Consider the following 22,146-nt stretch of genomic DNA (forward strand, 5'->3'; position numbering starts at 1 on the left):
CGATCGTACGGAGTGTAGCGTGCTCGCGTGACGGGTGCGCTCGAGAGGCCGGTGCGCGCGCACGAAAATGGTGCGTCGGGCGTGTGCCACGGTGGTGCGGCGGCCCGGCGCGCCCGCGCGGCGCATGGGTTGTTCGCGCCTTGCACGGAGCTTGCTTGATGCTGGTCAGCCGTCCGGTACCGACCGGACAACCGAGGGTCCAACCATGACATTGCACGCGCCGTCCGTTTCGTCGGCCGCCGCGTTCGAGTGCTTCACCAGGAGGAAGGCATGACGACCGTGCAACAGGAGCGTCCGGCCGCCGCGTCGCCGTACCGTTTCGAGCGGGAGATGAGCTCCGGCCTCGAACGTCTGGCAACGCAGTATCGCGACCTGACGCTCACGAGCGTGTTCCAGCCGATATTCAGCCTGTCGCACCAGCGTGCGGTCGGCTACGAGGCGCTGCTGCGCGCGCACGATGCGCTCGACCGCGCCGTGTCGCCGCTCGACGTGTTCGGCGAAGCCGCGCGCCAGGGCGAACTGCTGCAGCTCGACCGGCTCGCGCAGGCGCTGCATCTCGAGAACTTCGCGCTGCTCGGCGCCGAGCGCGAGTGGCTGTTTCTCAACGTCCATCCGGGCGTGCTCACCGACCCGTTCCAGGCGGCCGCGCTGCTCGCGAACCTGAAGCGGCTCGGCATGCCGCCGCGCCGCGTCGTGCTCGAGGTGCTCGAACAGCGCGCGGACGACGTCGAGCGGCTCGCCGAGGCCGTGCGCGAATTCCGCACGCACGGCTTCCTGATCGCGCTCGACGATTTCGGTGCGGGTCACTCGAACCTCGAGCGGATCTGGCAGCTGAACCCGGACATCGTGAAGCTCGACCGGATCATGCTGTCGCACGCGGCGCACCGCACGGGGCTCACCGCAATCCTGCACGGGCTCGTGACGCTGCTGCACGAGGCCGGCAAGCTCGTGCTCGTCGAAGGGATCGAGACCGAGCACGAGGCGCAGATCGCGCTGTCGTGCGAGGCCGATTTCGTGCAGGGCTACTACTTCGGCCGCCCGGCGCCGGGGCTGCCCGACAGCGCGGCCGCGTCCGGCTGCATCGGCGAGCTGACCGAGCGTTTTCGTCTGCAGACCGAAGCGCGCGAGCGGCGTGACGCACAGCGGCTCGCGCCGTACCTGCGCGCGTTCGAGCGCGCGGCCGAGCGTCTCGCGGGCGGCGAGCCGCTCGACGAGGTGTGCTGGAATTTCCTCGCGCTGGATGCCGCCGCGCGCTGCTTCCTGCTTGACGCACACGGCCGGCAGTCGGGCCGCAACGTCGTGCTGCGCGCCGACCGCGCGCTGAGCGAGGCACGCTTCTCGCCGCTGGCGGACGCGCAGGGCGCGAACTGGCTGCGCCGGCCGTATTTCCGATCGGCGATCGCCGAGCCGGGGCGCGTGCAGGTCACGCGGCCGTACCTGTCGATCAACGAGGCGCAGCCGTGCGTGACGCTGTCGGTGGCCGTGCGCGTCGGCGATGCGCAGCGCGTGTTGTGCGGCGATATCGACTGGGTCGACGACGAAGCGGACGCCGGCTAGCGCTGCGGGCACCGCATGCGGCGGTTGCGACGATCCGGATGCGCCGGCACCGGCCGGCCCGCTGGCGCCCGTCGCGCCGCTCGGCTAGGATGCGCGAATTGTCCTGACGAATCGCGAGCCGCCGATGAACCGAAACGCCGCTTCTTCCGTCCTCCTCGAAGTGATCGCCACGACCGTTGGCGATGCGAAGGCCGCCGCCCGCTCGGGCGCCGACCGCCTCGAACTCGTGACCGCGATCACCGAAGGCGGGCTGACGCCGAGCGTCGGCCTGATCGAGGCCGTCGTGGCCGCCGTGCCGATTCCCGTCAACGTGATCGTGCGCCCGCACAGCCGGTCGTTCGTCTATGACGCCGACGATCTGCGCGTGATCGAACGCGATGTGCGCGCGGCCGTCGCGGCCGGCGCGAACGGCGTCGTGTTCGGCGCGCTCGATGCGCGCGGCGACGTCGATCTCGGCGCGCTGGGCCGCATCGCGGCGGCCGCGGATGGCCGCGCGCTGACGTTCCATCGCGCGTTCGACGTGTCGCGCGACCTCAACGCCGCGTTCGACGCGCTGCTGCGCGTGCCGGCCGTCACGTCGGTGCTGACGTCGGGCGGCCATCCGTCGGTGCTCGACGCGGCCGCGACGATCGCGCGGATGGTGCGGCACGCAGAAGGGTCGACGTGCACGGTGCTGGCCGGCTCGGGGCTCACCGTCGATGCGGTCGGCGATTTCGTCCGGGCCACCGGCGTGCGCGCGGTGCATTTCGGCTCGGGCGTGCGGCCGCGCGGCGAGGTGCTGGCACCCGTCGACGGACAGCTCGTCGAGCGGGTGCGCGCGGCGCTCGACGGCGCGGCGGCGCACGTGTGACACGCGTGTAACGCGCACGGCGGCCGCGGCCGCCGCACGCGCATGCACGACATACCAAGACACCATCCGGGAGAGAGGGCCGCATGACGGACGCAACACACGACACGCAGGACGGCGCGGGTGACGATGCCGCGCCGGGCTGGGATGCGATCGACGGCGCGCTCGCGCACCTCTATCCGGGCCAGGAGCCGAAGCACTACGGCACGCTGGTCAAGTGGCGGCTCGGCGGCCCCGATCCGCTCGACGGGATCAGCGTGTGGAAGCGCGCGGAGCCGGTGCCGCACTGGCATTTCGTCACGTACGGGCTGAGCGAACTGTATGCGAAGGAGTCGGACGATCCGGCCGTCAGCGGCTTCGGGTTCGAGCTGACGATTCGCGTCGCCTGCGGTGCCGACGACGAGCCGCCGCGTTGGGCGTTCAGCTTCCTGCAGAACCTCGCGCGCTACGTGTTCCAGAGCGGCAACGCATTCGACGACGGCCACTGGATGACGGCCAACGGCCCGATCGCGCTCGACACCGGCACGGCGCTCTGCTCGATGGGTTTCGCGTTCGATCCGGAACTGCCGGCGATCGACACGCCGCACGGCCGCCTGGCGTTCCTGCAGGTCGTCGGGCTGACGCTCGACGAGGAGCGCGCCGCGAAGCGCTGGCGCACGCGCGCGCTGCTCGACACGCTGCTGCCGCACCTGCCCCTGTGGGTGACCGATCTCGGCCGCGCGTCGCTGCTCGAGCGCGCGGACGTGCGTGAGCAGGTCGACGCCGGCACGCAGCGCGACGGCTCGTCGAGCGGCTACCTGTTCACCGACGTGCTGGGATGGGCAACGCGCAAGCGGCTGCTGCGCGCGCCGGTCGTCGAGATTACCGTCGGTGCACGGCAGGCCGAGGAACTCGTCGCGCTGCTGCCGTTGCGGCTGCCGTTCGACCGGCCGTTCCGCCTGGTCGGTCACGACGGCGCAGTGCGCTTCGTGCACGGCGACGCGAACGGCGTGACCGACGAAGACGGCACGCTGACGCTGCGGCTCACCGATGCGACGGTGCAGGCGTTGGCGCGCACGCTGAAGCCGCGCGCCGGCGAGTATGCGATCGACGGGCTCGACGGCGTGCGCTGGCGCGTCGAGAAGACCGTGATCCGCGACGCGCAGGGCAACGCGGTGCAGACGATCGGGTGAAAAAAGCCGGGGCATGCCCCGGCTTTTTCGTTCGCAGGCTGTGCCTGACGCTACGGCTTACGCGTTTTCCGACAGCGCGTCGGCCTGGCTCGCGCGGATGCCGAGGCGCTCGAACAGCGCGCGGTCGCGCTGCGTCTGCGGGTTGCTCGTCGTCAGCAACTGGTCGCCGTAGAACATCGAGTTCGCACCGGCGAGGAAGCACATCGCCTGCATCGCGTCGTCGAGCTGCTCGCGGCCGGCCGACAGGCGCACGACGGCCTTCGGCATCGTGATGCGCGCGACCGCGATGGTGCGCACGAACTCGAACGGGTCGAGCGGCGCGGTACCTTCGAGCGGCGTGCCTTCGATCGCCACGAGGTTGTTGATCGGCACCGATTCCGGATACGGGTTCAGGTTCGCGAGCTGCGAGATCAGGCCCGCGCGCTCGCGGCGCGACTCGCCCATCCCGATGATGCCGCCGCAGCACACGTTGATGCCTGCGTCGCGCACGCGGTCGAGCGTGTCGAGGCGGTCCTGGTACGTGCGCGTCGAGATCACCTGGCCGTAGAACTCCGGCGACGTGTCGAGGTTGTGGTTGTAGTAGTCGAGGCCCGCGTCGGCGAGTTGCTGCGCCTGTTCGTCCTCGAGCATGCCGAGCGTCATGCAGGTCTCGAGGCCGAGTTCCTTCACGCCGCGCACCATCTCGGTCAGCGCCGGCATGTGGCGCTCCTTCGGGTTGCGCCACGCGGCGCCCATGCAGAAGCGGCTCGCGCCGTTCGCCTTCGCCGCGCGCGCGGCGTCGAGCACCGTGTCGACGTCCATCAGCTTCTCGGCCTTCAGGCCCGTGTCGTGATGCGACGACTGCGAGCAGTAGCCGCAATCTTCCTCGCAGCCGCCCGTCTTGATCGACAGCAGCGTCGACAACTGCACCGCGTTCGCGTCGAAGTGCTCGCGATGCACCTGCTGCGCGCGGAAGATCAGGTCGTTGAACGGCAGTGCGAACAGCGCGACGACGTCGGCGACGCGCCAGCGCTGCGAGGCCGGTGCAGCCACGGGAATCGCGTCGGGTTGCACGGCGGCGGTCTGGGCTTGGGTCATTTCGTTTTCCTGTCCTGGGCGGGATTGGGGGATCGGTTGGGTCAATGCTGCGCGGTGCGCAGCGACTCGACGAGCGCGGCGATGTCGAGCATCGCCGCGGCGGATTCGGGGGCGGCCGGCGCCATGTGCGGGATGCGGCCGATGAGCGGCGCGCGGTGCTCGCGCGCGAGCCAGTCGCGGATCGTTGCGACGTTTTCGTCCGGATACGACATCGCCGGGTCGACGTGGTTCGCGACCCAGCCCGCGAGCGTGAGGCCGCGTTGGCGAATCCCGTCGGCGGTCAGCAGCGCGTGGCTGATGCAGCCGAGCCGAACGCCGACCACCAGCACGACCGGCACGCCGAGCGAGACCGCGAGGTCGGCCATGTCCTGCGTGTCGTTCAGCGGCACGCGAAACCCGCCGGCGCCTTCGACGACGACGATATCCGCGCGCGTCAGCGCCTCGCGGTGGCACGCGACGATCGTGCCGATGTCGAGCGTCACGCCTTCCTGCGCGGCGACGATGTGCGGCGCGGCAGGCGCCTTCAGCAGGAACGGTGTGCGCAGTTCGGGCGGCAGCACGACGTTCGCGGCCGCGTCGAGCTGGTCGGCGTCCTCGTTGTGCCAGACGCCGTCCCGTTCGTACGCGCCGGCCGCGACCGGCTTCAGCGCGGCCGCGCGCAATCCGTGCCGCGCGAAGCCGTGCAGCATCGCGGCCGACACGAAGGTCTTGCCGATTTCGGTGTCGGTGCCGGTGACGAAGAGCGAGAGCGGGGCTGTCATGCTGCTTTCCGCCGGGCCGCCCCAAGGGGCGTAGCGGGGAATTCGCGGAGCATCGCTCCGCGCCCGTGCAGCCGGTCGGCTTTGCAAAGCCGACCGTGGACGGCAGCCGCCCCCTCGGGGGGCAGCGAACGTGTCGATCCGGAGTAGCGCTTTAGCGCGTACTCCGGTCCCATGCAAAGCAAGTGAGCGTGGGGGTGGTTCATCTTGCTGCCTCGCTGGCCTCGATCAACGCGGTTTCGAGCCGCGCGAGATCGTCGAACGAATGCGCGGCCGACAGCGACACGCGCAGCCGCGACGTGCCGGCGGGCACCGTCGGCGGCCGGATCGCGGGCACCCACAGGCCGTGCGCGTCGAGCGCGCGCATCGCAGCAAGCGTCGCGTCGTTGCTGCCGATCACGAGCGGCTGAACGGCCGTGTGCGAATCGACCGGTTGCCAGCGCGTGTTGCGCAGCAGCGCGCGCGTGCGCTCGATCAGCGCGGCGAGGTGCGCGCGGCGTGCGTCGCCTTCGTCGCCCGCGATCACCTTCAGGCTGGCCGATACCGCATGCGCGACGGCCGGCGGCGCGGCCGTCGTGAAGATGTAGCTGCGCGCGCGCTGGATCAGCCATTCGATCACCGTCTCGTGCGCGATGACGAACGCGCCCGCGACGCCGGCCGCCTTGCCGAGCGTGCCGACGTAGACGAGATGCGGCGAACGCAGCGCGGCGGCCGCGAGCGCGCCGCGGCCCTGCGGGCCGAGCACGCCGAAGCCGTGCGCGTCGTCGACGACGAGCCAGGCGCCGTGGCGTTCGGCCAGCGCGACGAGTTCGGCGAGCGGCGCGACGTCGCCGTCCATGCTGAACACGGTGTCGCTGACGATCAGTTTCGTTTCGGCATCCGACGCTTCGAGCAGCGCGGCGAGCGCGGCCGTGTCCGCGTGCGGATAGACCTGCACGTTCGCGCGCGACAGCCGCATGCCGTCGATCAGCGATGCGTGGTTCAGCGCGTCGGAGAAGATCGTCGCGCCTTTGCCGGTGAGCGCCGTCATCGCGGCGAGGTTCGCCATGTAGCCGGTGCTGAAGTACAGTGCGCGCGGCGCGTCGGAGAAGCTGCCCGCGAAGCCCGCGAGTTCGTCCTCGAGCGTCGCGTGTGCGCGCGAATGGCCGCCGAGCAGGTGCGAGCCGCCGCTGCCCGAGCCATAGCGCTGCGCGCCTTCGCCGAATGCGGCGACGAGCGCGGGATGCGCGGCGAGACCCAGGTAGTCGTTGCTCGCGAAGCCGACGATCTCGCGGCCGTCGACGGTCATGCGCGCGTCGCACGCGGTGTCGGCGATGCGGCGCACGCGGCGCAGCCCTTGCGCGTCGAGATCGGCGAGGCCGCGCTGCAGGGTGTCGAGCAGGGGCGTCGTCGTCATGAGATCTCCGCGAGCGTTGCGTCGAGCGTGTCGCGCGTACGCTGCGCGAGCCACGCGATGTCGTCGTCGCCCATCACGTACGGCGGCATCAGGTACACGGTCGTGCCGATCGGACGCAGCAGCAGCTCGCGTTCGAGCGCGCGTTCGAAGAAGCGCCGCGAGAAGCCGCGTGCCGCATCGCCGTCGAGCGCGACGTCGAATGCGAACAGCGTGCCGCGTTCGCGCAGGTGGCGCACCTGCGGGTGCGCGTCGAGCGGCGCGAGCGCGGCGCGCATCGCGGCCGACTTGCGCGCGTTTTGCGCGAGCACGTCGTCGCGCGCGAACAGGTCGAGCGTCGCGACCGCCGCGCGGCATGCGAGCGGGTTGCCCGTGTACGAATGCGAGTGCAGGAAGCCGCGCGTCGTGTCGTCGTCGTAGAACGCCGCGAACACGTCGTCGCGCGTGAGCACGAGCGACAGCGGCAGGTAGCCGCCGCTGATGCCTTTCGACAGGCACAGGAAATCGGGCCAGACGCCGGCCTGCTCGCACGCGAAGAAGGTGCCGGTACGGCCGCAGCCGACCGCGATCTCGTCGGCGATCAGGTGCACGCCGAATTCGTCGCACAGCGCGCGCAGCCCGCGCACGTACGACGGATCGTGCATCGCCATGCCGGCCGCGCACTGCACCAGCGGCTCGACGATCAGCGCGGCGATCCGCTCGCCGCGTTCGACGAACAGGCGCCGCACGTCCGCGAGCGCGCGGCCCGCGACGTCGGCGGCCGTCTCGCCCGGCAGCGCGCCGCGCGCATCGGGCGACGCGACGACGTGCGCCTGGCGGATCAGCGGGTCGTACGCATCCTTGAACAGCGCGACGTCGGTCACGCCGAGCGCGCCGATCGTCTCGCCGTGATAGCTGTTCGCGACGCAGACGAATTCCTGCTTGTTCGCGCGGCCGCGGTTGCGCCACGCGTGGAAGCTCATCTTCAGCGCGATTTCGACGGCCGATGCGCCGTCCGACGCGAAGAACGCATGGCCGAGCGTGCGCTCGGTGAGCGCGTGCAGCCGCTCGGCGAGCTCGATCGCGCTCTCGTGCGTGCAACCGGCGAGCATCGCGTGCTCGAGCGTGTCGAGCTGGTCCTTCAGCGCCGCGTTGATGTCCGGGTTCGCATGGCCGAACAGGTTGACCCACCACGAGCTGATTGCGTCGAAGTAACGACGGCCGTCGCGGTCGTACAGCCACAGGCCCGCGCCGCGCGCGACCGGGATCAGCGGCAGGCGCTCGTGGTGCTTCATCTGGGTGCAGGGATGCCAGACCGCGCGCAGGCTGCGCGCGACCCAGTCGTCGGTGGCTGGCGTACTCAAGGCAACTCCGAAGGGTAAAACGGCCGCGCGGCATCGACGGGATGCCGCGCGGCAGATTCGAAAACGCGCTGAGATTAGCGTGTTCCGCGACACGTTGCACTAGCGGTTACAAACGCCGCAAAGCCTTGTCGGGCGGGAGTTCGGCGCAGATCGGAGCGGCTCGGGACGGTACGGTTCAGATGCCCGGATTTGAGCGCAGATGACGACGTTCGAGTGACCCCACCCGACAGAAAAAAATCGCGGGACGGGGCGCGGTGCGATCGCAAAAAATCGGGGGTCGAAGGAGGGCGCGGCGACGCGGAGCGATGCCGGGCGCGAACCGCGGCGGCGGAATGGTCTGCGGAATCCGGGATGAGATCGGGCTGCCCGAACGGCAGGCGATGGCGTGATGGCGTGAACGCGCGAATACGGCGACGCGCGATGCGATCGCGCGCGGAAGAAAGGGCGCGGAAGCGGGAAGGAAGTGAAACAGGCGCGGCGGGGGGGCCGCCGCGCGTCAGCGCGAAGCCAGCGCGCGCGCGTCGGTGTCGTGCGTGTTGCCGTCGCCGTTGTCGGCCGTCTGCGTCGTGTTTGTGTTCCACACGACGCGGTCGTTGACCGCATACAGCCGGCACGCGCCCGCGCCCTGTTTCGCGCAGTTGTCGAGCGCGAGCGCCATCGGGTCGTCGCCGCCTTCGGCCCACGACCACGCGCCTTCCGAGGACACCGCGAACGCGCGGCTCGGGTGCTGGTTCAGGAAGCGGCGATAGCCTTCGCGGCCGGCTTCGTCGACATACGGCACCGCGTTGACCGCGTCGATGGCCGCATAGCCGGTAGCCTTCGGCTCGTGCGGGTTGGCGACCGCGTAGCGCACCGAGGTCGGCAGGTTCAGCTTGTCGAGGAACGCGTTGACCGCCGGCCACCAGACCGGCACGCCGTCGCGATCGACGATCAGCCGGTGCGCGTCGTCCTTGTAGCGGCCGAAATCGATGAACTGGGCCTGCGTGCCGTGCGACACGTACGCGTCGTGCATTTGCGCGACGAGCCCGGGCGTCCACACCGAATCGTTGTCGCCGTACAGCCACAGCGACCGCACGGCCGTGTGCGCGCCGTACTGGTCGAAGGCGTCGACGAGGTTGCGCTGCCAGCCGTCGCACAGATCCTGGCGCAGCCCGCCGGAGAAGTTGATGATGCCGCGCACGCCCGGTGCGGCTTCGGTACCGTACGCGACCGACACGAGGCCGCCGTGCGACGTGCCGGCGACGACGATGCGCGATGCATCGACGTACGACTGGCGCGACATGTAGCGCACCGTCGCGTCGACGTCGCCGGCCTGTGCGAGACCGTTCTTGCCGACGTTGCAGCCTTCCTGCTGGTACGTGCCGCCCGAACCGGCGAAGCCCTGGCGGTTCGGTGCGATCACCGCATAGCCGCGGCGCACGAATTCGCGCGCGAACGCGAGCGGCCGGCTGCGCGGCTGCAGATGGAGATCGCCGGTGTTCTTGCCGTGGTTGAAGACGACGAGCGGGAACGGGCCGGGGCCGTCCGGCTTGAAGAGCGTCGCTTCGAGCGTGACGGAGCCCGAAGCATCGGCGGGAATGCGGAGGATTTGCTCGTTGAGGCCGGCCGCGACCTGCGGCAGGTTCGAATCGCCGTAGTCGAAGCGTTCGGCGTGGGCGAACGACCCGCTTGCGGGGCCGGTACCCGTATTTGCATTCGGCAGCGTACCGGCCTGAGCGGCCGACAGCGCACCGGCCGCCATCCATCCCACCAATACCTTGCTGAACGCCATTCGTAAGCCCTGCCATGCAACTTGACCAATTCGAGGTCATCGTAGCCCGACAAATTCGGGTTGTGCAATGCGGGAATTACCCGGCGTCTGACGCAGCAACTATTTGTCAGCGTTCACTTACTTCGCCGTCGACATAGCGCCAGAAACCGTGCTCGTCGCGCTCGAAACGGCTGGTCTCGTGGAGCCGGTAAGCGCGTCCGCCAACCTTGTAGCGGGCCACGAACTCGACCTCCGCGTGCCGTTCGTCGAGCGGCGCATGGCGTTTTACCGCGAGGCCGAGCCAGCGCGGCGCGTCGGGCGCTTCGGGGTCGGTGTCGAGATCGGGCGGGCAGGTGCGCGCGGCCCACGTCGCGCGCAGGTAGCCGGTCGCGCCGAGCACGTACGCGCTGTACCGCGAACGCATTAACTCGAGCGCGGTCGGCGCGGCTTCGCCGCCGTCGATGAAGCGGCCGCAGCAGGCCGCATAGCGCGGGGCCGGCGCTTTGCCGGCGGGGGCGGGGGACGCGCCGCCGCACGGGCACGCGTCAGGTCGGTTCAAAATCATGCGAAACGGGAATTAACGACGCCGGGTTGTCGGTTCGGCTTACCAGCTCAGCTCGATGCCGTCGTACTGGAAGAAACGGCCGTTCGCCTGCGACACGTCCGCGCCGGCTTCGGCGATCACGCGGCGCATGCCGGTCACGCTGGTTTCCGGATCGATCGCGGCCTGCGCGCCGCCCATGTCGGTGCGCACCCAGCCGGGATGCAGCGAGAGGCACGCGGCGTGGCGCGTCTGCAGCGACGCGATGCGCAGCACGTCGTTCAGCGCGGCCTTGCTCGCGCGGTACAGCCAGCCGGTCGTGCCGGTCGCCTCGGCGATGCTGCCCATCCGGCTCGACACGACGGCCAGCACGCCGCGCGCATCCTCGACGAGCGGCAGCAGGATCGGCAGCAACTGCATCGGCCCGCGCACGTTCGTGTGCATCACCGCGTCGAAATCCTCGGCGGTGATCGTCTCGACGCCTTCGGTGCGCGGCCCGTACACGCCCGACACGAGCACGGCTGCATCGAGCCGTTCGCCGTCGAGCTTCCAGCCGAGCGCCGCGATCTGCTCGGGCTGCGCGATGTCGAGCGCATGCGCTTGTGCGCCGAGCGCGCGCAGCGCGGCAAGCGACGCTTCGTCGCGCGCGGTGGCGATCACGTTCCAGCCGTCGCGCCGGTATTGCCGGACGAATTCGCGGCCGAGGCCGCGCGATGCGCCGACGATCAGTACGGTTTTCATGTTCGCCGCTCCTTTCGTTGGCACCGCCGTCGCGGCGGTGCCGGTATCAGATCCGTTCGATGCCTGTCGCGGTTGCGTGGCATCGCCGACGCCGTCGCAGGGGCTTCGGCGTTACTTTGCGTCGTCGCACGGCTTCAGCGTGCCGGCGACCGCCTGCGCGACGCCGTCGAGCTGCGCGGCGTCCGCTGCGACCATGTCGTTGTCGGGCGCGTGCTGGCCGCGTGCGGTGAGTGCGGCCACGCAGCGCTTGTAGGTTTCGTCGAGCGCGTCGAAGTTCGACACGGCCATCCCGAGGTTGCGCATCCGGCCGTCGTGCACGCCGTACACGAGCCCGTGCACGGTGAGCGACTGGCCGCGTGCCCATGCGTCGTTGACGATCGTCGTGCGGCACACGTTGACGACCTGCTCGATCGAATTCAACTCGATCAGGCGGCGATAGCGCGCTTCGCCGACCGGCCATTCGTCGAGCAGCGCGGCGTGGCGCTCGCGCACGTCCTGCACGTGATGCAGCCAGTTGTCCGCGAGGCCGACGCGGCGGTTGTGCAGCGCCGCGTTCACACCCGAGCAGCCGTAGTGGCCGACGACCATGATGTGCTTCACGCGCAGGATGTCGACCGCGAACTGGATCACCGACAGGCAGTTCAGGTCGCTGTGCACGACGACGTTCGCGATATTGCGGTGCACGAACACTTCGCCCGGCGGCAGGCCGATGATCTGGTTCGCCGGCACGCGCGAATCCGAGCAGCCGATCCACAGATATTCCGGCGCCTGCTGGTCGGCGAGGCGCGTGAAGAACTCGGGATCGTCGGCGAGCTTGCGCCTGACCCAGGCGTCGTTGTTGTCGAACAGGTGCGAGAGCGGGTTGACTGGGTTGTTCATCGGTGTGGATTCCGTTTTTCGGAAATCGGGTCGATATCGGGTTCGGTGTAACCGGCGTCAGGCGGCGCGCTGCGCGTCGCCTTCACCGTCGTTCTGGTCCGTCGCGCGGAAGCGCGCGGGGTAGCGCACGCAAAAACGCAGCGCCGCGTCGTACGGGTAAAAATCGGGCAATTCGCCCTGCAGCAGCTTGTCCTTGCTCGCCTGCCACAGCGCGGGATCGAAAAAGTCCGCGTGATGCTTCATGAACACGCCCCGCACGCGCGGGTCGCCGAGCAGGAACGGTCCGTAGGTTTCCGGAAAGATGTCGTGCGGGCCGACGGTATACCACGGTTCGCCGGACAGCTCGTCTTCCTCGTTGCGCGGCGGCGGCACGCGGCGCACGTTGCAGTCGGTCAGGTACTCGATCTCGTCGTAGTCGTAGAACACGACGCGGCCGTGGCGCGTGACGCCGAAGTTCTTGTACAGCATGTCGCCGGGGAAGATGTTCGCCTTCATCAGCTCCTTCACCGCATTGCCGTACTCCTTCACGCCGTGCTCGACGTCCGCGTCGGTGCCGTTCTGCAGGTACAGGTTCAGCGGCGTCATCCGGCGCTCGATGTACAGGTGCTTGATCACGAGATTGTCGTCCTCGTATTCGAGCAGCGACGGCACTTCCTTCTCCAGCTCGCGCACGAGCGCGTGGTCGAGCCGCGCGAGCGGCAGCGCGACGCTCGAATACTCGAGCGTGTCGGCCATCCGCCCGAGGCGGTCGTGGCGCTTCACGAGCTGGTACTTCTCCATGATCTGCGCGCGCGTCGTTTCCTTCGGCGGCGGGAAGTGATCCTTGATGATCTTGAACACGTACGGGAACGACGGCAGCGTGAACACGAGCATCACGAGGCCCTTGATCCCGGGCGCGATGATGAAGCGGTCGCTCGAATGCGACAGGTGGTGCAGCAGGTCGCGATAGAACAGGTTCTTGCCCTGCTTCTGCAGGCCGACCGACGTGTAGATCTCGGCCTTCGGCTTGCCGGGCATGATCGTGCACAGGAAGTCGACGTACGCCGACGGCACGTTCATGTCGACGAGGAAGTACGAGTGCGAGAAGCTGAAGATGATCTGCAGCAGGTCGCGGCGCAGCAGCACGGTATCGAGCGCGAGCAGGCCCGGGCGCACGTGGCGGATCGGCACCGCGAACGGCAGCAGGCGGTCGGCATTGATGATGCGGCCGACGATGTACGCGCTCTTGTTGCGGAAGAACAGCGACGACAGCACGTGGATCTGGAAATTCGGCGCTGCGTCGAAGTGGCCGAATTCGTCGTGGATCGCCTGCATCGCGCACGCGATGTCGCGCTCGAGATCCTCGAACGGCGGCTCGAGCTGGAAGTTCGTGACGATGCGCTCGAGCGTGACCGCGAGCCCGTCGGTGCCCGGGTAGTACGCACGGTAGGTCGGTTTCGCGGCCGGCTCGTCGTTCTCGAGATACTCGGTCGAGATCGCAGGGCGCACGAAGATGAAATCGTTGCTGAAATACGAGCGGTGCAGGATCTTGCAGCACACCGAATTGAAGAACGTCTCCGCGCATTCGGGCTGGCGATGCGACGTGAGCAGGCCGATGTAGTGCAGCTTGATCTGCTGCCAGACTTCGTCGTCGATGTTCTCCGCGTCGTATTCGTCTTCCAGCACCTCGACGCATTCCTGCACGCGATCGTCGTACGACGTGATCCGCTCGCGCGCGAGCCGCTGCAGCCCGTGCCAGTCGGTGTGCTCGAACAGCGTCTTGGCCTCGACGGCCGCTTCGCGGAAGATCCGGTAGTGGCGGTCGAAGTATTCGAGCATCGTCTGCGCGACGTCGAAACCGATCTGCGACGACAGCAGTTTGGGGAAGTGATTCATCGCGTGCAGGCTCGTTCAGGAGGGGCTGTAAGCACTCGTCATTTTAGCGCCCAAGCGGGCGATTCAAGGACTTTGCGGCGACGCGTGGCCGGCCGGCAAGCGGCGGGTTATCCGTCGTTGGGCGCCGTTCGGAGCATCTTCGCGTAAAGATACGGGTACGGGACCGATTCTGACACGAACTTTTTTTGACGGGCCGGCGGCCGCCGGGCACGCGTTTCGCGGGACGGCGATAGAATCGACGCAACGCCCGCCGCCGGCTGCCGCCGGCGCGCATTCGCACCGATAACGACGAGACGCCCCACCGATGAACGCACTGGAACACCAACTCGACTATCCCTTCGCCGACACGCTGCCTGCCGCTGGCGACACGTTCGAGGTCGCGCCCGGCGTGCGCTGGCTGCGCATGCCGCTGCCGTTCTCGCTCGACCACATCAACCTCTGGCTGCTGCGCGACGAGATCGACGGGCAGGCCGGCTGGACGATCGTCGATTGCGGGATCTCGTCGGACGCGATCCGCACGCACTGGGAGCAGATCTTCGACACGCATCTCGACGGCCTGCCGGTGCTGCGCGTGCTCGTCACGCACTGCCACCCCGATCACTTCGGCCTCGCGAACTGGCTGTGCGACGGCGGCGACCAGGGCCGCTGGAACGTGCGGCTGTGGATGACGCTCGGCGAATACCTGTTCGGCTGCCTGATGGCGGCCGGCAACGGCTCGAACGCGGGCGGCGCGGCCGCCGCCGATCATTTCGCGCGCCACGGGCTGACCGATCCGGCCGCGCTCGACAAGCTGCGCAACCGCCGCAGCTACTACTCGGATCTCGTGCCGGCCGTGCCGCCGCGCTACCGGCGCCTGCGCGAAGGCGACGCGGTGACGATCGGCACGCGCACGTGGCGCGTCGTCACCGGCTACGGCCATTCGCCTGAACATTGCGCGCTGCACAGCGAAGCGGACGGCGTGCTGATCTCCGGCGACATGGTGCTGCCGCGCATCTCGACGAACGTGTCCGTGTTCGACCTCGAGCCGGAAGCGAACCCGCTCGCGCTGTACCTGCAGTCGCTCGGCCGCTACGAGACGATGGCGCCCGACACGCTCGTGCTGCCGTCGCACGGCAAGCCGTTCCGCGGCGTGCGCACGCGCATCGCGCAACTGCGCGAACACCACGACGCACGGCTCGACGAAGTGCGCGTCGCGTGCGCGGAGCAGCCGATGAGCGCGGCCGACATCGTGCCGATCATGTTCCGCCGCCGCGAGCTCGACATCCACCAGATGACGTTCGCGCTCGGCGAGGCGCTCGCGCATTTGAACCTGCTGTGGCTCGCCGGCGAACTCGTGCGCGAGCAGGGCGACGACGGCGTGCTGCGGTTCGCGCGCCGTTGAGCGGGGTATCGATGAAAGTGTCCGTGGCGCTTTTTGTAGAATCGTCGGCGTCAACCTGAATATCCGTCATGAATCATGCCGCATAGCGTTTCTCTTGCCGATGTCATTACGCTTGCGTCAATCCGCGAGCTGGCCGACCCGAAATCCTTCGCACGTGGCGAGGCTTATTACCACGATGGCGTCGTTTCGCGACTGACCGAGCGCGACGGCTCGGTATCGGCGACCGTGCGCGGCACATACCGCTATCACGTCGAACTGGCGGCGGACGACGACGGCACGCTGGATTATTCGTGCAATTGCCCGGTCGGCGAAGACGAGCTGTTCTGCAAGCATGCGGTAGCCGTTGCGTTGTCGTGGCTCGAAAACAGCGGCGAGGAAGTCTTTCATCGCGACACACCTGAGACGGTGCGCCCGAGACGAAAGCGCAAGACCCATGCGGAACTGATTCATGAGTATCTGGCGACGCTGGACGCTGATGCGTTGCGGAACTGGTTGCTCGACGCGGCCGAACGCGACAGGTCCTTGCGCGACAGGCTGTTGTTCGAGGCCCGCGCCGCGAATGCCGACGACATCTCGAGCCTGAAGGCTGCGGTCCGCCAGTTGGCGCGCGTCGCACGGCCGCTCGGCTGGGACGAAGCGCACCTTTACGGAGAAAACCTGTTCGAGCTGGCCGGCATGTTGCGCCGGCAACTCGACGGTCCGCATGCCGCGCACGTGGTCGAGCTGACCGAACTCGCGATCGCCGATGCGGAGGCGAGCCTCGAACAGATCGACGACTCGGACGGCAGCGTGGCGCCCGGCATCGGCGAACTGGCCGGTGTGCATCTCGATGCGTGCATCCGGACGCGGCCGGAGCCGGTGAAACTGGCCGAACGCCTGTTCCGGCTGCAGGTCGACGGGCAGTGGGATACGTTCCGCGGCGTGCTGCCGGCCTATGCGGAACCGCTGGGCGACGCGGGATTGAGCCGCTATCGGGAACTGGTCGAGCATCAATGGGCCGCGCTGCCCCCGCTGCCGGCGGGGCGGGACGATCGGCGCTCGTACGATTCGGTACGCTTGAATCTCGAGCATGCGGTGGAATCGCTGGCGAGGCACGACGGCGATATCGACGCGCTGGTTCGCATCTGGTCGAAGGATCTGTCGGCGTCGTACCGATTCGCGCAGATCGCGGAATTGTGCGTGGAGCATGGCCGTTTCGGCGAAGGGCTGGCATGGGCCGAGCGCGGGTTGCGCGAAGCGGGCGATCGTCGCGATGTGCGTCTTCTGGGCTTCTGTATCGACGAATACTTGCGTCGCCGCGAATTCGATCGGGCCGATGAACTCGCGTGGCAGCGTTTCGACGACCATCCAACGGCGGAAGCATTCTCGGCGTTGATGAAGGTCGCAAAGGTGACGAAGCGACGCGATGCCGTGCGGGAGCGCGCGGTTTCGCATCTGCTGTCTCTCGCGCGGAGCCAGGAAGCGCCGACCCGGGCCGGTAACGCGCGCCGGGGCTGGCAGCCTTTGGCGCGCACCGAACTCGTCAAGCTGCTGCTGGCGGAAAAGGACGATGCAGCGGCGTGGGACGCGTTTGGCGGCGGGCCGGTCGAGACCGGCGTATGGCCGGCGATGGCGGCCGCACGCGCGAAGACGCATCCTGCCGATGCGATCGCGCTGTATCACCGATTGTTGCCGATCGCCGTCGAACGCGGGACCGGCGGTGCGCGTTACGACGAGGCGTTTCGCGTCGTGCAGGCGATCGGTGCGCTACGGGCGGCGCAGCGACAGCAGGCGGAATTCGACATGGAACTCGATGCTGTCCGGAAGACGTATCGCGCGAAGCGCAACTTCATCAAGTTGCTCGCGACGCTCGACGTGTAGCGCGTGCGACCGGCTCGATCGGGTATCGGGATGGAAATTGTATGGAAATCGACACGGCAGCAATCGATGACGCAGTCCTTGCGCTGCTCCAGTTGACTCTGCACGACCACAACCGCGCATGGAAGGGGCTCGATTGGGACGTGTTGAATCGCCTGCACGCGCGCGGTTTGATCGGCGACCCCGTGAACAACGCGAAATCCGTGGTCCTGACTGACGAGGGTTTGCGCGAATCCAGACGCTTGTTCGAACTGCTTTTCGTCGACCCGGGCAGTCGCGGTGAACCGTGACGCCCCTGCGCTTCACCACGCGAAGGGTTCGTAGCGCCACCCGTCGCGATGCCATTGCATCGTGTGCGTCGGCTCGAGCGCCGCGAGAAATGCGATATCGTGCGACGCGACCACGATCGCGCGCACCGATTCGAGATCGAGGTGATGGGTCGGCTCGTCGAGCAGCAGCAGTTGCGCGGGGGAGCTGCGCCACCACGCGCACGCAAGCGAGCGGCGCGAACGCCGTCGCTCGCGCGCCACGCGCGGTTACTGCACGGCGACCGTCGCGAAGTTCTGTCGTCCGAACGGACTCACGCGATAACCGCTCACGTTCGTGCGCGTGAGCGCCGCCGCGGTCGGGTAGCCGAGCGGGATCCACAGCGCCTGGTCGTGGATGATCTTCTGCGCGGCTTCATACAGCTTCGCGCGCTTGGCCTGATCGGCGGTCGACTTGCCGTCGGCGATCAGCTTGTCGAGCTGCGCGTCGCAGAAGCGCGCGAAGTTGATGCCCGACTTCACCGCGTTGCAACTGAACAGCGGCGACAGGTAGTTGTCCGGATCGCCGTTGTCGCCTGCCCAGCCCATGAACAGCATGTCATGCTGGCCGAGCTTCGCCTGCTTGATCAGCTCGCCCCATTCGATCACCTTCACGTCGGCTTTCACGCCGATCTTCGCGAGGTCGGCCTGCAGCAACTCCGCGCCGACCTTCGGGTTCGGGTTCAGCACGCTGCCGGTCGGGCGCGTCCAGATCGTCGTCGAAAAGCCGTTCGGGAAGCCGGCCTGCGCGAGCAACTGCTTCGCCTTCGCGGGATCGTACGCATACGGCGCGACATCCTTCGCGTAGCTCCACGTGTTCGGCGGGTACGGGTTGTTCGCGGCCGTCGCGGTGTTGTCGAACACGACCTTCAGGTAGGTCGCGCGGTCGAACGCGAGGTTCAGCGCCTCGCGCACCTTGTCGTTGTCGAGCGGCTTCTTCTGCGTGTTCAGCGCGACGAACGCGGTCATGAACGCGGGCGTCTGCACGACCTTCAGCGCGCTTTCGCCCTTCGCGGCGAGCACGTCCTGCGGCTTCGGCGACAGCGCGATCTGGCATTCGCCTGCCTTCACCTTCTGCAGGCGCACCGACGGGTCGGGCGTGATCGCGTAGATCAGCCGGTCGACCTTCGGCTTCGTGCCCCAGTACGTCGGGTTCACGTCGTAGCGGATCAGCGCGTCCTTCGTATAGCTCTTCAGCACGAACGGGCCCGTGCCGACCGGCTTCGCATTCAGGTCGGCCTGCTTGCCGGCCTTCAGCAACTGGTCCGCGTATTCGGCCGAGTAGATCGACGCGAAGCCCATCGTCAGGATCGGCACGAAGGTCGCGTTCGGCTCGTTCAGCACGAACTTCACCGTGCTGTCGTCGACCTTCGTGACCGACTTCACGAGCTTCACGAGGCCCATCGACTGCGCGTGCGGGAAGCCGCTCGCGCCGGCCACCTTGTGCCACGGGTTCGAATCGTCGAGCATCCGCGCGAACGTGAACACGACGTCGTCCGCGTCGAGCGCGCGGCCCGGCTTGAAATAGTCGGTGGTCTGGAATGCGACGTTCGGGCGCAGGTGGAACGTGTAGGTGAGGCCGTCGGCGCTCGCATCCCATTTGTCGGCGAGCGCGGGCACGACCTTTTTCGCGGCTTCGTCGTACGACACGAGCGTGTTGAAGATCACGTCGGCCGACGCGTTGGTCGTGACGAGCGAGTTGTACTGCACGACGTCGAAACCGTCCGGGCTCGATTCCGTGCAGACGGTGAGCGGCTTGGCGGCGGCGAGGCCGGGGGCGGCGAGTGCGGCGGCGACCGCGGCCGCGGCGAGCAGCTTGACGTGCATAGGATCTCCCACGTGGCTTGTGCTTGTTTGCTTGGTGACGGGATGCGGGCGCGGCCCGGAAGCGGGCGGGGCCGGCGCGGCTGGCGAATAGCATACCGGCAAAGCGCGCGGCGCGTGAAAAAAGGCGCCGGAACGCGGCGAATTGACCGAAAAACGGCTGCGTTCGCGACGGAACGGGTGTTGGGGCGCCGTGAAAGGGGCTGGCCGGACGCGTGCGCGCGGATGACGCGGCGGAACCGGCGAACGGGGATCGTGGGGCCCGCAGGCGAATCAGGTCCGGCGGTGAACGCGAGGTGGGGCGGGCGGGATGCCCGGGATGAACCGACGGGATGATGGTGCGCCGAGGACGGCAACGAGCCTGTACAACCGAAACCGGAGCGCCGCCGCGACGACCGAACTGACGCGCGGCGGGCCGGAAACCCGTCAGTGCGCGCCGGCCTTCGGCTTGCGCGGCGCCTTCTCGAACAGTCGATCGTACAGCCAGCGCGGCAGCACGTGCAGCACCTTCGCGACGACGCCCATCTGCCACGGAATCACGCGGAACGCGTGCTGCTTTGCGATCGCGCGCGCCGCGCGTGCGGCGAAGCGGTCGGCGTCCATCAGGAACGGCATCCGGTACGGGTTGTGCGCGGTCATCGGCGTACGGATGTAGCCGGGCGCGATTGTCACGACGCCGACGCCGGCCGCGCGCAGCTCGACGCGCAGCGATTCGAGATACTTGATCGCGGCCGATTTCGACGCGCTGTACGCGCCGGAGCCGGGCAGGCCGCGCACGCCGGCGACGCTCGCGACGCCGACCAGCGTGCCGTGGCGTGCTGCCGTCATCGGGCCGACGAACGGCTCGAACGTCGCGACCATCCCGTAGTAGTTGATGTCCATCACGTCGCGGAACGTCGCGAGATCGCCCTGGCCCGTGACGGCGCCCTGGCTGATGCCCGCGTTCGCGATCACGACGTCGGGACAGCCGTGCGTCGCGATGAACGACGCGGCGGCCGTCGCGAGCGCGTCGGCATCGCGCACGTCGGCGGAATAGACGGAGATGGTCAGCTTGGGGAAACGCCGCGCGAACGCATCGAGCGCATCGGTGCGTCGCGCGACCAGCGCGAGCGTGGCGCCCTGGCGGGCGTATTCCTCGGCCATCGCGAGGCCGAGGCCGCTCGACGCGCCGGTGATGAAGACCTTCAGCGGAGTAGTCATGCCGGCGCGTAGGCGGGGATCAGAGCTTCTTGTCCTGAACCTGCTTCACGAGATAGTCCAGCGCCTGCGCGGTGCCAGGGATGCTGTTCGTGTAAGCCGGGCCCGTCTTGTACTTGCCCTGGACGACGACCGTCGGCACGCCGTCGATCGCGTAGTTCTTCAGCAGCTCGGCCGACTGCTTCACCTGGCCTTGCACGCTGAACGAGTTGTACGCGTCCATGAACTGCTTCTTGTCGACGCCCTGCGTGGCCAGGAAGTCGGCCTGCGCCTGCGGCGTCAGCAGGTAGTTCTTCTGCTTGTGGATCGCGTTGAAGATCGCCGGCGTGACCTTCTCGGAGATGCCGAGCGCGGACACCGCGTAGAACAGCTTCGAGTGCGGGACGAAATCGTCGCGGAAGGCGACCGGCACGCGCTTGAAGTCGATGTTGTTGCCCTGCTTCTTCACCCAGGCCTCGATCGTCGGCTCGAATTCGTAGCAGTGCGGGCAGCCGTACCAGAAGAACTCGATCACTTCGACCTTGCCGGCCGGCGCGGACACCGGCTGCGGCGACTTCATCACCTCGAAGTCCTTGCCGGAAACCGGCGCGGCAGGCGTTGCCTGGGCGAAGCCGGCCACGAGGCCCAGGGAAAGAAGGAGCGTGCTAAGCAGTTTTTTCATGTTGTGAACGTCGAATCAGTTGCTCGGGTAACGAAACGTAACGGGTTCTGCGCGGGTTCGGCCGGCTGCTTACTGCTTCGTGAAGCGGATCACCGCCGTGTCGACACCTGCATCGGACAAGCGCTGACGGGCCGAGTTCATATCCTCGAACTTCGAGAACGGGCCGACGCGCACGCGGAAATAGGTCACGCCGCTGACATCGCGCTTCGACACCTTCGACTCGAAGCCCTGGAAGCCGAGGCGCGCGCGCTGCTGCTCGGCGTCACTTTCCGTCTTGTACGCGCCGACCTGCAGGAAGTAGCCGGTATTCGCGTCGCTCGCGGTCGGCGGCTTCGCTGCCGCGGCGGCGGTGGCCGACGACGTCGGTTTCGGCGTGTTCGCGGCCAGTTGCTGTTGCTGCTGCTTTTGCGCGGCGGCTTGCTGTGCCTGCTTCTGCGCGGCGAAGCGCGCGAGATCGTCCTCGCCCGCCTGCTGCTGCGGCGGCGGCTGCGTCTTCTTCGGCGGCGTGGTGTCGGCCGGCTTCGGCGCGACGGCGACGCCGTTACCCGACGACGTATTGTTCGACGCGGTCGTGTTGTTCGAACTGCCGGTGTTGTTCGAGCCGCTCGACCCGTTGGCCGACGGCGGCACTTCGACGATCTGCGGCTCGGGCAGCAGGCCGCCCTGGGTCTGGTTCGCGGCCTGGCCGGGTGCGGTGTTGGGCGGCGCGGGCTGCGCGGCCTGCGGCACCGGCTGGCCGGGCGTCTTGCCCTGCAGCGCGCGGTTCGGGTCGAACTGCTGCGGCTGGCTCGCGCCGTTGTCGGCCGGCGGCGGTGCGACCTTCGACACGAACGGCGACGGCGAACGCGTGATGTAGAGCGCCACCACCACGGCGATCGCGAGGCCGACGATCAGGCCCAGCACGATTCCAAGAAATGTTCCTCCGGCTTGTTTCGATTGCTTCGAAGTTCGGCGTGGTTGTGCCATTGCTTGAGTCACCTGCAAAAAG

The 22,146-nt window shown here is 68.2% G+C and carries 19 protein-coding genes and 1 pseudogene; 6 read left to right on the forward strand and 14 right to left on the reverse strand.

The window, feature by feature from the left end; translation table 11 throughout:
- Nucleotides 1–270 precede the first annotated feature (270 nt).
- The 3 genes from JYG32_RS15810 (at nt 271) to JYG32_RS15820 (ending at nt 3,576) form a co-directional block, all read left to right on the forward strand.
- Nucleotides 271–1,557 (forward strand): sensor domain-containing phosphodiesterase, encoded by a 1,287-nt coding sequence (locus JYG32_RS15810; protein WP_174384391.1) that lies wholly within the window; start codon nt 271–273, stop codon nt 1,555–1,557.
- A gap of 124 nt (nt 1,558–1,681) precedes the next feature.
- Nucleotides 1,682–2,407, forward strand: a complete 726-nt coding sequence (locus JYG32_RS15815) for a copper homeostasis protein CutC (RefSeq protein WP_213264048.1) — start codon at nt 1,682–1,684, stop codon at nt 2,405–2,407.
- Between the two features lie 83 nt (nt 2,408–2,490).
- Nucleotides 2,491–3,576 (forward strand): suppressor of fused domain protein, encoded by a 1,086-nt coding sequence (locus JYG32_RS15820; RefSeq protein WP_213264049.1) that lies wholly within the window; start codon nt 2,491–2,493, stop codon nt 3,574–3,576.
- Nucleotides 3,577–3,633: 57 nt separating this feature from the next.
- Here JYG32_RS15820 and bioB read toward each other — a convergent pair whose 3' ends face one another.
- The 9 genes from bioB to aceK form a co-directional block, all read right to left on the reverse strand.
- Nucleotides 3,634–4,653 carry a biotin synthase BioB gene (gene bioB / locus JYG32_RS15825; RefSeq protein ID WP_174382650.1) on the reverse strand — a complete coding sequence of 340 codons (1,020 nt, stop codon included), beginning with the start codon at nt 4,651–4,653 and terminating at the stop codon, nt 3,634–3,636.
- Nucleotides 4,654–4,694: 41 nt separating this feature from the next.
- Nucleotides 4,695–5,414, reverse strand: coding sequence for a dethiobiotin synthase (bioD, locus tag JYG32_RS15830; protein ID WP_213264050.1), 720 nt, complete (start codon nt 5,412–5,414; stop codon nt 4,695–4,697).
- Nucleotides 5,415–5,613: 199 nt separating this feature from the next.
- Nucleotides 5,614–6,807: an 8-amino-7-oxononanoate synthase gene (gene bioF, locus JYG32_RS15835; RefSeq protein ID WP_213264051.1), complete on the reverse strand. Its 1,194-nt coding sequence runs from the start codon at nt 6,805–6,807 to the stop codon at nt 5,614–5,616.
- A complete protein-coding gene (gene bioA / locus JYG32_RS15840; protein WP_213264052.1) occupies nt 6,804–8,147 on the reverse strand; it encodes an adenosylmethionine--8-amino-7-oxononanoate transaminase in 1,344 nt (447 codons plus the stop codon). The genes bioF and bioA overlap by 4 nt, the downstream gene beginning before the upstream one ends.
- A 496-nt stretch (nt 8,148–8,643) precedes the next feature.
- Nucleotides 8,644–9,918, reverse strand: a complete 1,275-nt coding sequence (locus tag JYG32_RS15845; RefSeq protein WP_213264053.1) for a dienelactone hydrolase family protein — start codon at nt 9,916–9,918, stop codon at nt 8,644–8,646.
- A 106-nt stretch (nt 9,919–10,024) separates the two neighbouring features.
- Entirely contained in the window at nt 10,025–10,462 is a 438-nt protein-coding gene (locus tag JYG32_RS15850) for a YchJ family protein (protein WP_174382646.1), read from the reverse strand.
- Between the two features lie 39 nt (nt 10,463–10,501).
- Nucleotides 10,502–11,179, reverse strand: coding sequence for an SDR family oxidoreductase (locus tag JYG32_RS15855; RefSeq protein WP_174382645.1), 678 nt, complete (start codon nt 11,177–11,179; stop codon nt 10,502–10,504).
- 111 nt (nt 11,180–11,290) lie between these two features.
- Nucleotides 11,291–12,058, reverse strand: a complete 768-nt coding sequence (can, locus tag JYG32_RS15860) for a carbonate dehydratase (RefSeq protein ID WP_174382644.1) — start codon at nt 12,056–12,058, stop codon at nt 11,291–11,293.
- 57 nt (nt 12,059–12,115) lie between these two features.
- Complete coding sequence (gene aceK / locus JYG32_RS15865; protein WP_174382643.1) at nt 12,116–13,933, reverse strand: bifunctional isocitrate dehydrogenase kinase/phosphatase; 1,818 nt, start codon at nt 13,931–13,933, stop codon at nt 12,116–12,118.
- A gap of 304 nt (nt 13,934–14,237) precedes the next feature.
- Between aceK and JYG32_RS15870 the strand changes: the two genes are divergently transcribed.
- The 3 genes from JYG32_RS15870 to JYG32_RS15880 all read left to right on the forward strand — a co-directional run bounded on the left by JYG32_RS15870 (nt 14,238) and on the right by JYG32_RS15880 (nt 17,461).
- Entirely contained in the window at nt 14,238–15,314 is a 1,077-nt protein-coding gene (locus JYG32_RS15870; RefSeq protein ID WP_213264054.1) for an MBL fold metallo-hydrolase, read from the forward strand.
- Nucleotides 15,315–15,389: 75 nt separating this feature from the next.
- Nucleotides 15,390–17,174: an SWIM zinc finger family protein gene (locus tag JYG32_RS15875; protein WP_213264055.1), complete on the forward strand. Its 1,785-nt coding sequence runs from the start codon at nt 15,390–15,392 to the stop codon at nt 17,172–17,174.
- A 41-nt stretch (nt 17,175–17,215) separates the two neighbouring features.
- The gene (locus JYG32_RS15880) at nt 17,216–17,461 is read left to right on the forward strand and encodes a DUF6429 family protein (protein ID WP_213264056.1); all 246 of its coding nucleotides are present in this window, start codon (nt 17,216–17,218) and stop codon (nt 17,459–17,461) included.
- A gap of 12 nt (nt 17,462–17,473) precedes the next feature.
- Here the strand turns inward: JYG32_RS15880 and JYG32_RS15885 are convergent.
- From JYG32_RS15885 to JYG32_RS15905, 5 genes and pseudogenes are all read right to left on the reverse strand, one after another.
- Nucleotides 17,474–17,683: pseudogene (locus JYG32_RS15885) on the reverse strand (ABC transporter ATP-binding protein); the annotation flags it as partial.
- A 24-nt stretch (nt 17,684–17,707) separates the two neighbouring features.
- A complete protein-coding gene (locus JYG32_RS15890; protein ID WP_213264057.1) occupies nt 17,708–19,303 on the reverse strand; it encodes an ABC transporter substrate-binding protein in 1,596 nt (531 codons plus the stop codon).
- Nucleotides 19,304–19,726: 423 nt separating this feature from the next.
- The gene (locus JYG32_RS15895; protein ID WP_174382638.1) at nt 19,727–20,500 is read right to left on the reverse strand and encodes an SDR family oxidoreductase; all 774 of its coding nucleotides are present in this window, start codon (nt 20,498–20,500) and stop codon (nt 19,727–19,729) included.
- Nucleotides 20,501–20,519: 19 nt separating this feature from the next.
- Nucleotides 20,520–21,158, reverse strand: a complete 639-nt coding sequence (locus tag JYG32_RS15900) for a thiol:disulfide interchange protein DsbA/DsbL (RefSeq protein WP_174382637.1) — start codon at nt 21,156–21,158, stop codon at nt 20,520–20,522.
- A 69-nt stretch (nt 21,159–21,227) separates the two neighbouring features.
- Complete coding sequence (locus JYG32_RS15905) at nt 21,228–22,124, reverse strand: SPOR domain-containing protein (protein WP_213264058.1); 897 nt, start codon at nt 22,122–22,124, stop codon at nt 21,228–21,230.
- Between the last annotated feature and the right edge of the window lie 22 nt (nt 22,125–22,146).

The organism is Burkholderia pyrrocinia (assembly GCF_018417535.1).
GTDB classification, from domain to species: domain Bacteria; phylum Pseudomonadota; class Gammaproteobacteria; order Burkholderiales; family Burkholderiaceae; genus Burkholderia; species Burkholderia pyrrocinia_E.